At 50.5% G+C, this 12899-nt stretch carries 11 protein-coding genes and 1 pseudogene; 3 read left to right on the forward strand and 9 right to left on the reverse strand.

Annotated features, from left to right (window positions below; all coding sequences use genetic code 11):
• Nucleotides 1-238 precede the first annotated feature (238 nt).
• The 4 genes and pseudogenes from C7B82_RS35085 to C7B82_RS09640 form a co-directional block, all read right to left on the reverse strand.
• Nucleotides 239-385, reverse strand: a pseudogene (locus C7B82_RS35085) (IS701 family transposase); the annotation flags it as partial.
• A 508-nt stretch (nt 386-893) separates the two neighbouring features.
• Nucleotides 894-1907 carry a sulfate/molybdate ABC transporter ATP-binding protein gene (locus C7B82_RS09630; RefSeq protein ID WP_106256085.1) on the reverse strand — a complete coding sequence of 338 codons (1014 nt, stop codon included), beginning with the start codon at nt 1905-1907 and terminating at the stop codon, nt 894-896.
• A 264-nt stretch (nt 1908-2171) separates the two neighbouring features.
• Nucleotides 2172-3305 carry an AI-2E family transporter gene (locus tag C7B82_RS09635; protein WP_106256086.1) on the reverse strand — a complete coding sequence of 378 codons (1134 nt, stop codon included), beginning with the start codon at nt 3303-3305 and terminating at the stop codon, nt 2172-2174.
• Nucleotides 3306-3529: 224 nt separating this feature from the next.
• Nucleotides 3530-4450 (reverse strand): ABC transporter permease, encoded by a 921-nt coding sequence (locus C7B82_RS09640; protein ID WP_245939812.1) that lies wholly within the window; start codon nt 4448-4450, stop codon nt 3530-3532.
• A gap of 132 nt (nt 4451-4582) precedes the next feature.
• Here C7B82_RS09640 and C7B82_RS09645 point away from each other — a divergent pair, with 132 nt between their 5' ends.
• A complete protein-coding gene (locus C7B82_RS09645; protein ID WP_245939813.1) occupies nt 4583-6022 on the forward strand; it encodes a CHAT domain-containing protein in 1440 nt (479 codons plus the stop codon).
• Nucleotides 6023-6260: 238 nt separating this feature from the next.
• Complete coding sequence (locus C7B82_RS09650) at nt 6261-6479, forward strand: hypothetical protein (protein ID WP_106256087.1); 219 nt, start codon at nt 6261-6263, stop codon at nt 6477-6479.
• A 17-nt stretch (nt 6480-6496) separates the two neighbouring features.
• Here C7B82_RS09650 and C7B82_RS09655 read toward each other — a convergent pair whose 3' ends face one another.
• The 5 genes from C7B82_RS09655 to C7B82_RS32145 form a co-directional block, all read right to left on the reverse strand.
• Entirely contained in the window at nt 6497-7507 is a 1011-nt protein-coding gene (locus C7B82_RS09655; protein WP_106256088.1) for an ABC transporter permease, read from the reverse strand.
• A 1024-nt stretch (nt 7508-8531) separates the two neighbouring features.
• Complete coding sequence (locus C7B82_RS32140; RefSeq protein WP_181357425.1) at nt 8532-8990, reverse strand: cupin domain-containing protein; 459 nt, start codon at nt 8988-8990, stop codon at nt 8532-8534.
• A 112-nt stretch (nt 8991-9102) separates the two neighbouring features.
• A complete protein-coding gene (locus C7B82_RS31435; RefSeq protein ID WP_146141113.1) occupies nt 9103-9564 on the reverse strand; it encodes a nuclear transport factor 2 family protein in 462 nt (153 codons plus the stop codon).
• Between the two features lie 108 nt (nt 9565-9672).
• Entirely contained in the window at nt 9673-9981 is a 309-nt protein-coding gene (locus C7B82_RS09670; protein WP_106256090.1) for a hypothetical protein, read from the reverse strand.
• Nucleotides 9982-10157: 176 nt separating this feature from the next.
• Nucleotides 10158-10304, reverse strand: coding sequence for a hypothetical protein (locus C7B82_RS32145; RefSeq protein WP_181357426.1), 147 nt, complete (start codon nt 10302-10304; stop codon nt 10158-10160).
• Nucleotides 10305-10539: 235 nt separating this feature from the next.
• Here C7B82_RS32145 and C7B82_RS09675 point away from each other — a divergent pair, with 235 nt between their 5' ends.
• A complete protein-coding gene (locus tag C7B82_RS09675; protein ID WP_106256091.1) occupies nt 10540-12825 on the forward strand; it encodes a response regulator in 2286 nt (761 codons plus the stop codon).
• The last annotated feature ends 74 nt before the right edge of the window (nt 12826-12899 follow it).

Consider the following 12899-nt stretch of genomic DNA (forward strand, 5'->3'; position numbering starts at 1 on the left):
GATGCGATGGCGAGCGAGGAGCGTGGCTGCAGCCTGCACCGTTTTGGCTTGCCCACTTTTGAGTAGATAAAGCAATTGGAGCCGTTCTTTGTCAGAAGCAGTCTTTGCGTGTCTGAGTCGTTGCTTCAGATCGGCTTCGGTTTCGGTGATATCGAGCTTGTAAACGCCTGCCATGTCTATTGATTGAACCCAATAGCTACTTTATATCATCTGTAGCTTAATCTTGAGGAATTGGTATTACTTGGGTGTGTTGAGGTAAAGGATGACCTTGAGCTTCAAGGAACAGCCCGAATAGGGCATTGAGGCTGGCTTTTTGGTACACACTAGGCATCAGACAAAGCAGGCTATACACTAGCCCTTGGGCGTGCTGAACGATGGTTTCCATAACCGTCAACTTAAATCATTTCTACGCCCTTTCTTTCAGATTTTCGTTCTCTTGGCAACCCCTTACTGAAACTGGTGCAAGATCTGAGCTAACCTTGAGGAATTAGTATTAATCCAGTCTCACTTGGGAGCGGGGATTAAATAAAATCGACAAATTGTCTGCGGGTTAGGCGCGCAGCCATTCGCCCCTATGGGGAATGCGGCAGTAATTAAATTCTTGTTCTTGAGGAATGCAATGCCTTCACTAGACTTATAACGGCGTTGTTAAATCCCTGCTTTAGCAGTCGTACTGGCAAGCCTGCGCCCAAGACGCTTCAAGCCTCTGGTTAGACCCATTCACGCAGCAACAATCGTTTTGCAACCGCCGACATGAGAAAACAGCTAATTACAGCCTCTGTGCCAAGACACTTGGTACCGTGATGCCACTTATTTCGTGGGCCACGATCGCGCCAAGCCCTGCCGCCAATGCCTTTCTTGGAGCACTTCTTCAGGTTATTGCAGCGGCGATCCTAAGCATCTTGCAGAGCAAACGATTTTGCTTTCTTTGGCTTCAAGTAAACTTGTTGACTGGGCTGCAGTTGTAGCTGATCAAATTGCTCGCGTGTGAGAAAGACACTCACTGTTTGTCCATCTTCAAGCGTTAATTCTGCCTGGATTTCCCAACCCAGATGGACTAACCGATCGAGTGTGGCAGGTGCACTGGCAGCATCAGGCGATGTTTCGATGATGATATCGTGGGGGCGCAAAAAGGCTTCTGCATGAGTTGGATCAAACCCATTGCGTTGAAAAATTTGGGAATGGCTGGGTAATACGTTAACGGGACCAATAAAGCTCATGACAAAAGGAGTCGCAGGATGATCGTAGATTTCAGCTGGACTACCAATCTGTTCTACCTTGCCGTGGTTCATCACCACTAGCTCATCAGACACTTCCATCGCTTCTTCTTGGTCGTGAGTAACAAAGACCGTCGTGACGTTTACTTTGTCGTGTAGATGGCGCAACCAACTGCGTAAATCTTTGCGAACTTTGGCATCCAAGGCACCGAAGGGTTCATCGAGCAGTAAGACACCAGGTTCGATCGCCAACGCTCTGGCAAGCGCCACACGCTGGCGTTGCCCACCCGAAAGCTGAGAGGGGTAGCGATCGCCCATTCCCTGTAGCTGCACTAAGTCGATCAGTTCGTTGACGCGATCAGAAATGCGGGGTTTCTTCCATTTGGCAATTTCCAGGCCAAACCCAATATTTTGGCGAATCGTCAAGTGCTTAAACAGGGCATAATGCTGAAAGACGAAACCGACCTGGCGATCTTGCACGCTGGCATTAGTGGCATCTTTGCCCGTCAGCAAAATTCTGCCGCTGTCAGGCTTTTCTAAGCCAGCAATCAACCGTAGCAACGTAGATTTTCCGGAACCAGACGGCCCCAATAGGGCAACTAACGAGCCTGATTTGATTTCAACGCTAACGTGTTCAACCGCCTTAAAGCTGCCGAACTGTTTTGATACGTTGTCAACGGTGATCCCCACAGTGTGAAACTCCTAGTTGCTACGGGATGAATCTAGCCAAAAACACGGCTTTTTGATTGACTTACTGTAGTTCTACCACAATCTGTGACCACTTAACTGGGAAAGACGATTTTTTCTAAAGTGCCGAATTTAATCGCTGGGCTTCAAAGGTGTAGATCTATGAGTGCCATCGATAACATTCAGCAAAGGTCGCTTTAGGTGGCGCTCAGTCGTCAGTGAGCAGCGATGGACTCATCGCTAATTGTGGTTTTCTTCAGCGAGCAATCAGGAAGGGAGGCTAGAGGCGGTTTCTGGGATGGGCTGCTGAAGCTGTGGGCTGTCGATCGCATGGGATGCAGCAGAGTCTTCGTCGATCGCAGGTTCATCAGCAGGACGGTTGAGGTCTTCGATGAGATCCTGAATAAACCCTGCAATGGGCACGGCGGTGAGCAGTCCCGGTAAGCCAGCAATTTTGGTGCCGATTAAGAGAGAAATAATGACCCAAATGGGTCTGAGTCCAGTGAAGCTGCCTAAGACGCGAGGGGCAACCCCTTGATCGATCAGCTGATCAATCACAGCGGCAACCACTAGCGTTTTGACCCCCAACCCCAGATCTTGGGCAGCCACCAGTAGGCTAATCAGCCCAAAACTAAGGATATCGCCGAACGGAATTAAAGTCATGACCCCGACAAGAAGACCAAGGAGTAAGCTGTAGGGCACCTTGAGTAAAAAGAACGCTAGCGTCAGAGTACTACCCATAATCAGCCCCATTGTCGCTTGGCCGATGAAATAGCGATTGAAGTTGCCTTCAAGCTGTTGACCTACGCGATCGCGATAGTTGACCGGCACCCACTGAAACACGCCATCCCACACGCGCCTGCCATCCAACAGCAAGTAGAGGGTTAGCACGATCACCAGCACTCCTTCTGAAAGGCTTCCGATCGCGTCTAGCGTTAGCGTTAGCGTTTGGTCGGCAAGCGCCTGCACTTCACCCGGGAGGCGATCGGACAGTTGCCTGATCAAGCGGCTCAAGTTAATTGGTAGCCGACGACTCAACGCCCACTCTTGTAGCAACTCAAGCTTTTGGCTCACTGTATTGACCCAATCGGGCAGCAGCGTGACAATCTCGGTCAACTGCGTCACCACTGTTGGAAATAGCGTTACCCCTAACGTCACCAGCACAATCAAGCTGATCACCAGCACAATCAAGACGGCATAGTTACGTTTGATGCCACTCTGATACAAAAACTGCACCGGGTAGTTAAGCACATAAGCTAAGACCGCAGAGAGCACAAAGACCGTAAAGAGCGGCTCGAAGTACTCCACGAGTTGAAGTAAAACCCAGCCATTGAGAACCAGTAGCGGCAGAGCCAACCGATTCTTGAGCCATCGATTCCAGGTATCAGGCAGTGCAGGCATAGGAGGGGAGAGAAGTGAGGGGAGAGGAGTGAGGGCTAGAACTTACGCACTTGACCCTGGAAGCTTAATCCCCTCGGCTCCCTTAAAAAGAGGAAACTTTTCAAGTCCCTTTTTAGGGGGGTGAGGGGATCTCTCAGGCGTCAGTTTTAAGGAAGTGTGTTTGATGATTATCGTTGCTTTTTCTACCCTAAACGCTAGACCCGACATTCTGCACGCTCCTTTAGTTACGTTCGCTCCGATCGCGGATCAAGACCATCGCGCAACCCGTCGCCTAAAAGGTTAAAGGCTAGCACCATCAGCGTGATCAACAAGCCAGGAAAGAGCGTTGTCCAGGGCGACGAAAGTGCATAGCCACCTTTGAAGGCATCAGCCAGCATTGCACCCAGTTCGGGTCTGGGTGGTTGTGCACCCAGACCGAGAAAGCCAAGTCCTGCCGCTTCTAGTGTTGCAGTGCCGATCGAAAGTGTTGCCTGTACGACGATTTGAGCCAAACTGGCTGGCAGAATATGATCCCGAATGATGCGGCTGGACGTTGCTCCTAGCGCTTGTGCCGCTTGCACAAATTCTTGCTCTCGTAACGAAAGCACTATGGCACGTGTCAACCGGGTGAAGATCGGAATTTGCACCACTCCAACGGCTACCATGACGCTTTGCAAGTTGGGACGAGCCACCGTGACGATCGCGATCGCCAGCAAAATCGACGGGAATGACAACAAAATGTCGGTCAGCCAGCCGATAATGACTTCAAGCCAGCCGCGAAAATATCCAGACAGTAACCCCAGTACTAGACCGATTGTCAGTCCCAGCGCCACTGAGATCACGCTAATCAGCAATGAGGTTCGAATGCCATACCAAACTAGCGTCAGCACATCGCGCCCTAATGAATCGGTGCCGAACCAATGCTTGCCCGTCGGTGGCAAAAGCCGTGCCAGATAATCGCGATCGGTGGTTGCATTGTACGGATGCAGCACTGGCGCTAACAGCGCTAAGACAATGAGGGTGATCGTCAAGATCAGTCCGATTCTGCCAGCAGTCGATTGCCAAAAACGCTGAAACGATCGCGGCGCTAAAGGATTCATAAACGGGAGATGAGATGGCAGAGTGGGCAGTGCGTGGGGTACGAAGGTGTGTAAAGCATGAGGCATGGCGTCGCTAAAGGCAATGCCGTCATGCCTTACTGAACGATTTGTTTTTGGTATTCTTTGGCTAGTGTATCGAGCCTGCATGATTAAAAGTGTCGTTGCTGACGTCCCCTAGAACTATCGCGTAGCGCTGCTATGAAACTGATTCGCTGGCTTCTCCTCTTTGTCCTAGTCTTGGGCTGCACAATGGCCGCCTCAGCCCTAACGACCCTTGTGCAAGAAATGACCGTTGTGCAAGGAACAACCATTGCGCAAGGAACGCCCCTGCAAGTAAGCCCCGATCGGCCAACCCCGGAGGTTCCCGTTGCAAAACCACTATCTGTCCTGAAGCTTGATCTAAAGAAGCTCCAGGAGACGCTCGATCGCAACGATATTGCAGGCGCGATTCAGGATGTGGAAGTGAGTTGGAAGCAGCAGTATGAGAACTACTACCAGGGCAAGTTCACCACTCGCTTACTCAGTGCCGATCAAATTGGCTACAGCTTAAACCGGGTGGCTCAGTTAACGGGTAAAAAGGCCGCTTTGATCTATGTCATTCCTACCCCTGAGCATCTGGAACTCTTGCTAGTGCCCCCGGACGGCCAGCTTAGCCATCGACGCGTTACAGCCGCAACGCGCACGCGTCTCACTGAAACAGTGAAAGCCTTCCGCTCAGGCGTAGTGAACGCTGGCTCTCAACCATCAGACTATTTACCAGCGGCACAACAGCTTTATCAGTGGATCATTTCCCCTCTGGAAGCCACACTGAAAGCACAGCAGATTGACACCTTAATCTTCTGTTTGGGCGGTGGGCTACGCGGTGTACCGATCGCCGCTTTTCACGATGGGCAGCACTTTCTAATTGAGCGATACAGCTTCGCCACGATTCCTGCCTTTAGTCTGCTCGATCAGCACCCTTCTCGTCTCGCTGGCACGAAAGTACTGGCGATGGGCGCGTCCCAATTTCAAAACGAATCGCCTCTGCCAGCCGTCCCAGTTGAGCTAACGACAATTAGTCAGCTCTGGCAGGGAGAGTCCTGGCTGAATCAAGACTTTACACTGGCAAAGCTGAAGGATCGGCGATCGGCCTCTTCGTTCGGCCTGATCCACCTGGCCACCCACGCCATCCTTGCGCCTGGAACTGCCGAAGCCTCCTATATTCAGTTTTGGGATCAACCAATACGGTTGAACCGTTTACGCGACCTGGGTTTAAATTTTCCAGTGGTGCAACTGCTAGTCTTAAGTGCCTGTCAAACCGCCCTGGGTGATCCAAATGCCGAACTGGGTTTTGCAGGCTTAGCCGTGCAATCGGGTGCAAAGGCTGCACTAGCCAGTTTATGGTCTGTCAGTGATGCCGGGACGCTTGTGCTGATGGTCAACTTTTATCAACGCTTAAAAGCGGCACCCATCAAAGCAGAAGCACTGCGGCAGACTCAATTGGCTATGCTGCGCGGGCAAACTCGTCTGCAAAAGAGTGCTGCCAAGGGAGGGATCGCTCAACGCGCTGTAGCCTCAGAGCTGCTTGCCGCCGCGAATGCAGATTTATCCCATCCCTACTATTGGGCTTCGTTTACCATCATTGGCAATCCCTGGTAGGGATACCACCGTTGTCGTCAGCAGACGTTGAGCGTTGAGGAGAGAGCACAAATGAATGTGGTCAAAGGTTTTTTGGGCACCGGGCTGCTAGCGATCGACCTCTACACAGGCTCTGCCAAGTTTTCCTTAGGGCTTGTTAAAAAATAACTGCATACTTTTGGATTAGCGATCAGCGTTCAGCCGTCAGCGGTCAGCTTTTCTTCAATAGCTGACCGCTGACGGCTGAACGCTACAGTCCATGACGTTATTTCTTTACAGCCACTTAGGGAGCGTGCCACTCTTAGCCTTACTCTTCACTGCCGCCTATATTCAGGGCAAGTGGTCTTTGTGGAGCGACCTGTTTCGGCAGCAGAGTCGCAAACTGTACCCGTCTCTGCTAATCACCTATTTGATGCAAATGGTTGTCGTGGGAATCTTCTCTTTGTTGAGTAGCGGCGTAGCTCGCTTGTTCGGCTGATGACAGTCACATTCCCCTTACTTAAAACGAATTCTGGGATCAAAAAAGGCGTAGGACAGATCCACCAGTAAGTTGATGAGGACAAAGGCGATCGCGACAATGATGACTCCTCCCTGCACTACAGGGTAGTCTCGTGCCAGAATGCCGTCATAAATCCAGGAGCCAATCCCCGACCAGGAGAAAATCGTCTCGGTAAGAATGGCCCCACCCAACAGCGTGCCGAACTGTAGGCCAGCGATCGTCGTCATCGGTAAGAGGGCATTCTTCAATGCGTGCCGCAAAATCACCCAACGTTCCGGTAACCCTTTGGCGCGGGCAGTGCGAATATAGTCTTGCGAGAGGGTTTCTAGCATGGCGCTGCGAGTAATGCGAGCCAGAATTGCCAGCGGAATGGTGCCGAGCGCGATCGCGGGTAGAAGCAGATGAGCCAACACGTCTTTGAGAGCCGCGCCATCGAGTTTGAGTCCGGCATCCAGCACATAGAAGCCTGTAATGGGTTTGAAGTTAAACCCGAGGTCAACACTAATCCGTCCGCCCGGTGGTAGCCAGTGCAGATTGATCGCAAACAGATAAATCAACAGCAAGCCCAGCCAATACACAGGCAGCGAAACACCGATCAAAGAACCTATCATGGTCAGATTGTCTAACCACCGATTTTTACGGACAGCAGCAAGAATCCCGGCAGGCACTCCCAGCAGCAGGGCGATGAACATGGCAGCGATCGATAGCTCTAAGGTGGCAGGAAAGCGAGTCCGAATTTCGTCCGCCACGGGAATACCGCTGATGATGCTAATCCCTAGCTTGAAGTGAATGAGGTTATTGAGAAAGATGAGGTATTGCGTCACCAGCGGTCGGTTTAACCCCAGTTGCTCTCTCAAAGCGGCAATTTGTTCAGGCGTTCCCCGTTCTCCTAACAGCGTCACGGCAGGGTCACCAGGGATAAAGTGCAAAAAGCTAAAGACCAGTAGGGTGATACCCAGCAAAACAGGCAAGAGACTGAGCAATCGTTTGACGATGTAAAACCACACAGGCGGTAACCAAAGAGCGGGTTAAATCAGCAATGATGATTACTCTCTAATGTTTGCGGCTTAATTTCAAGGAGCAACGGTTGATTCAATGGCTGCGATGGCGACTCCCGCATCTCAAGCCTTAAGGATCGTGGATTAATTAATAGACTTGTTGCTTAATAAAAGGTCGTAGAAGTGGTGCACAGACTGTCTTTCCCTTCCCTCTGCCGTTAAGCAGCTTCCAAATAGAAGTTCCATAACCCTGCGGCGGTCAGCATGAGATGATCATCAAAATCAGGCACACGATGCCGATAAATTGCCGATACTGCACCATCACGCTTCATCCCAGCATGGGCTGTTCGCAGGCCACCCGCTGAGCACTGAAGGCTTTGTTCTGCTGCTTTTGCTGTTCAGTGAGTGCTTTGCCTCTGGGCTTTTTAGGGGGCAAGTGGATGTTGACAAACTCGTTTTGCAAGCCCTGGGGTCATACAGACTATCATTCTGATCGAATGTGCCGTTATGGTTATCATCTCGATAGATTTTCGCCTCAGGAGTATTGTTAGAACTGCCATTGAGACTATGAATTGCTATGTTAAGGTTTGATGAGTTGTCACCAGCATCGATCTTGACCTTAAAGACATCTACGAACTGTCCGTTATTGCCGCTCTGGTAGTGGCTAGGATTTGCATTAAGCGTACCAACATCGTAAGTAGACATTTTCTTCTCCTGAATTTAGGTTGAGGTTAATTGGGCGATTATCCGTAGGTAAAATAGGGAGGATTAAGCCCCATTTTGGGCATTAAAACTGTCTTGCTTATGCAGGCAGTCCATCAACTTATCTAACCAGTGATTGATGGTTGATAATTTTTAGAATAGAGAGCGATCGAGAAAAAGTCGGGAAGATTAATGAGTTCTATACTTACTGCTTTCATCTCCTCTCAATGCTGCAAGCAGCACTTTTTTTGGGATCTCTAACGCTAAACAGAGATAAAAAAGCGATCGTCCTCAACAACAGGACGATCGCACAGCACTCAAGCAGCATAAGTTATTGAAAATTTGCACCCACGACACAGACCTGATGCTTGTGGGCGATCGCGATCGTGGTTTCTGGGGTGAGTCGCAGTTCTTGCTCGGCTTGAGCTAACTCCTGCATAAACTGGGCGGCGATCGCGTTAGAAACGCCGACCAAAAATTTCGCTTGGGACGATCGCAAAGTAAAGGCGTGGGCAGCACCCGCAGGCAAGTTGATGAAATAACCAGGAGTTGCCTGCACAAGCTGATCCTCAATCTGAAGCTCGACTTCTCCCTCCAACAGGTAAGATACTTCATCCCAGGGATGACGATGCAGCGGCACGGGGCTGTCTCCAGTCATTAAGAATTCAAAGAATCGCCAACCGCGATCGTTGGGATCAAATTTGTAGGTGATGATGTTGCCCAAAAACTTCAGCGTTTGACCCTCATCGGGTTTGAAAATGGTTGCGAGCTGTGATGATGTCGATCGCATAATTTCTCCAATAGATGGGTTGGAATGAGGTCTAGAAAGGGTTCGTAATTGCGGCGATCGCGTGTTGACTAGAGAGGCGATCGCATAGAAAGGAGCAAAATAAGTGTTTAGCTCAACCCGCTGTTTGCATGGCTTGCAGAATGGCTTGCACGTTCTGATGCCGTTGCCCAGTGTACTCGCGCAAGCACTTGATTTTGCCCTGCTCGATTTCGTAGAACACCACGAGCCGACTAGAGAAAGGTTTGTTGGCTGCTTGACCATTGGCGAAAAACTCAAAGCCAACAGTGGTTTCGCTGACTACGATGGGATACAGCAGCGTCAGTGCGGCTCTAACGTTAAGGTCTTCGGAGACTTTTTGCAGAATGGCAGTAATCTTCTGTTTGCCGTAAACCACGCCTGATGGAATGTAGGGGGAAGGGGCTTGAAACTCAACTTCCTCGCTCATGAGAGCGAGGAGATCAGTCCAATCTCCGGTGGCAATGCCCTTTTGGTGCGAGGCAAAGGCGTGTTGAGCCAACTGGAGAATTGCAGGTTGAGCGGAGGTTGCAGTATTGAATGCGAGTGCGGTATTCATAGCGTTTCTTGATGAAATGGATGAGCGGTAAATGGTGAAATGAGCGAAGGTGGCGATCGCCAACAACCTAAAAAATGAAAGCACTCAATAGATTCAGAACAGAGTCAATTAGTCGTGGACAATAACTCCAGTGCGCTTGACCTCGCGGATCATCACGCTGGTCTCAATTACTACTTCGGCTATCTCAGCAGCCGAGGTTTTAGATTCAGCACACTTGTCTTCTTGGCGATCGGCCTGGTTGACAATAATGCCCGTTATGATGAGGGTTTCGGCTTCCGCATCAACTTCAAAGCAGTTGCTTTCATCGGGTTTAATGTCATTAACAATGATGCCTGTCCTCATGACTGTTTCAGAATGCTTCTGTGATTCAGGCTCGTTGTCTTTGTTACGGTTAATATCATTGCTAATGATGTCCATTTGTTTCTCCCTACGTTGGATTGAACTGTGCTCCAGCGGTTGTGAACTCAGGTTCAAAGCCTGCTCAACTTGCTGCGGTTGCCTGGATCGATGATTTAACTTAGAGGAGCGATTCTCAGAAGAGACGCTACGCGAACGAGAAGAAGTCGAGCAGCGCGATCGCTCCATTCAACTGCTTAGCCTTTAACGGGAAACCATTTGCAAACTAACTTGCCATCAGCTTTGAACCAGGATGCAGTTAAACCACGCTTGGTTGCAGTGGGTGCCGCCATCAGGGGCAGCGCGGTCGTTTCAGATTGAACTTGAAGGGTTAAAGCGGTCATGATGTTACTCCATAAAGTAGGGGCTGAATAATCGATGGCAGAGTTGAACATCGGTTGGAATAAAATGGAAGCAGCACTGGCATCAAGGCAAACTGCTGTTGTCTCCTGGAATGGTTGCTCTCTGTCTCGACACTTTTGATAGTAGAGAGCGATCGAGAAGAACTAGAGAAGAGTGAATTGTTGAGAAAACTATTGTGCGATCTGGTTCATCCACTCCTTTAGTCGGACGCTGACCATGCGAATTTTGCTCGTCGAGGATGACAAGGTTTTACTGAATGTGCTGCTGGAAACCTTGACCAGGCAACACTATGTTGTGGATGTTGCAGAAGATGGTCAAACTGGCTGGGACTATGCCCAAAGCACCAGCTATGATCTGATTTTGTTAGATGTGGGACTGCCTGAACTTGATGGCATCGCGTTATGTCAACGGTTGCGAACGGAAAAATGCACCAGCCCGATTCTGCTGATGACCGCGCGCGAGGCGAATGGCGATCGCGTGCGTGGACTCGATTCTGGTGCCGATGATTATTTAATTAAACCGCTGGATTTGGCAGAACTTCAGGCACGGATTCGGGCACTGTTGCGGCGCGGTGAAGTGGCTCCCACGACAGTGTTGCAATGGGGGCAGTTGCGCCTCGACCCGCGCAGTTGTCAGGTGCAGTATGGCGAGAAGGTGTTGGGGTTAACGCCCAAAGAATATAGTTTGCTGGAGGTGTTTCTGCGAAATCCTGCCCGTGTCTTTAGTCGCGGACAATTGGTCGAACATCTGTGGACGTTTGACGACCCGCCGCAAGAAGACAGTGTCAAAGCCCACATCAAGGGACTCCGGCAAAAACTAAAAGCTGCTGGAGCCGCAGATTGGATCGAGAATGTCTATGGATTAGGCTATCGTTTGCGGCAGGAAACTAACGATCGCCCAACCGAGTCTCCTGTAAACCCCAAAAGTTCAGATAAAGAGACACTGCCACTCTCGCCTGCTCCGGTGGTTGAGATGCAGTTTCATCAGGGACTCGATCACTTGTGGAAACAAAGCCGTGAATTGATGACAGAACGGCTGGCTGTGCTGCAACAAGCCGTCGCTGCTGTTGAGCAAAACACCTTAGCGATTGAATTGCGCCAAGCCGCAAGACAAGCCGCGCATAAGTTGGCGGGGGTGCTGGGGATGTTCGATCGCCCAGAGGGCACCGTACTCGCTCGTCAGATTGAGGAGATTTTATTAGGGCAGGGAGATTGCCGTCAGGAAGACGATCTAGGCGGATTAGTACAACAACTCGATCGCTTACTAGATTTGCAGAACGTTGAGCCAGTCGCCGCTTCAACGTCAGATCGCCTGCTGTTAATCGATCCTGATCCTGCATTGGGGCAAGCCTTACAGCAGTTAGGACAAGCCGCGTCGCTGCATTGGCAACAGGTTGATACCCTGGAGGCTGCGAAACTTTGGCTCCAGAGTCATACGCCAGACTTGGTGGTGTTGAGCATTGATGGTTTGGGGCAACGAGAACTCAGTTTGGTACTGTTGGCAGAACTGGCTGCCCGCACGCCTGCCATTCCTGTGCTAGTCATTGCTTCCGCCGATGGACTCTTGGATCGAGTCACGGTTGCTCGATCGGGTGGACAAGCGTTTTTGGTGCAGCCTATGACTGCCGCCCAAGTGTGGGCATCAGCAACGCAATTATTGCAGCAAGCTCAATCGCGCTTGGTGAGAGTGCTGGTGGTGGATGATGACCCGATTTTTTTGACGGTGCTCCGATCGATGCTGGAACCGTGGGGAATGCGTTTCACCGGACTCGATCAGCCGTTGCAGTTTTGGGATGTCTTGCGCTCAACAGATCCAGACCTGTTAATTTTGGATGTCGATATGCCCCAAGTCAGCGGCATTGAGCTCTGTCAGGCAGTTCGCACTGATCCAACCTGGCAAGGATTACCGATTTTGTTTCTCACGGCACACAGCGATCGCGACACGATTCAACAGGGGTTCGCGGCTGGAGCAGATGATTATGTGACGAAACCTGTGGTCGGCGCAGAACTCATTACTCGCATCACCAATCGACTCGATCGCGCCCATCTGCTACAAACCCTTTCCAGTCGCGATCCCCTCACAGGCTTAACCAATCAATCCCAATCCAGTCGTGAGTTAGAACAGTCTTTGACAGAATCACAGCCTTTTTGTTTAGCCGTTTTTGTGGTCGTTGAGCTGGCTCAACTCAATCTCCAGTATGGTCATGCAACAGGTCATCAAGTGTTGCAAGCTTGGGGGCGCAGGCTGCAAATGAGTTTGCGAAGAGCAGAAATTGTGAGCTACTGGGGCAATGGTGAGTTTGTCATCGGTTTACCAGGAGTGACCAAACTAGAAGCGATGCGGCAACTCTCTGAACTGCAAACTGCACTGCAACAGCAACAATTTACCGATTCAGATGGCAGACAATTTCAAGCGATCGTTCACGTTGGGCTGGCAGCGTATCCAACTGACGGAGTGACATTACAATCTCTGTATCAAGCTGCCAGCCAGCACTTATCCTAGCTGTAGCCCAGATTTGTCCAGCGTTGAAGGATCAATCTCAGGAGAAAGGCTCTCAAGGGTTTCTAAACACGGAT

Source organism: Stenomitos frigidus ULC18, from assembly GCF_003003795.1.
Lineage (GTDB): Bacteria > Cyanobacteriota > Cyanobacteriia > Leptolyngbyales > Leptolyngbyaceae > Stenomitos > Stenomitos frigidus_A.

Excerpts from the sequence above, each read along its gene's own strand:
- C7B82_RS09635 (WP_106256086.1), bottom strand. The coding sequence starts at position 3,305 with ATGCCTGCACTGCCTGATACCTGGAATCGATGGCTCAAGAATCGGTTG.
- C7B82_RS09640 (WP_245939812.1), bottom strand. The coding sequence starts at position 4,450 with ATGCCTCATGCTTTACACACCTTCGTACCCCACGCACTGCCCACTCTG.
- C7B82_RS09645 (WP_245939813.1), top strand. The coding sequence starts at position 4,583 with ATGAAACTGATTCGCTGGCTTCTCCTCTTTGTCCTAGTCTTGGGCTGC.
- C7B82_RS09650 (WP_106256087.1), top strand. The coding sequence starts at position 6,261 with ATGACGTTATTTCTTTACAGCCACTTAGGGAGCGTGCCACTCTTAGCC.
- C7B82_RS32140 (WP_181357425.1), bottom strand. The coding sequence starts at position 8,990 with ATGCGATCGACATCATCACAGCTCGCAACCATTTTCAAACCCGATGAG.
- C7B82_RS31435 (WP_146141113.1), bottom strand. The coding sequence starts at position 9,564 with ATGAATACCGCACTCGCATTCAATACTGCAACCTCCGCTCAACCTGCA.
- C7B82_RS09670 (WP_106256090.1), bottom strand. The coding sequence starts at position 9,981 with ATGGACATCATTAGCAATGATATTAACCGTAACAAAGACAACGAGCCT.
- C7B82_RS32145 (WP_181357426.1), bottom strand. The coding sequence starts at position 10,304 with ATGACCGCTTTAACCCTTCAAGTTCAATCTGAAACGACCGCGCTGCCC.
- C7B82_RS09675 (WP_106256091.1), top strand. The coding sequence starts at position 10,540 with ATGCGAATTTTGCTCGTCGAGGATGACAAGGTTTTACTGAATGTGCTG.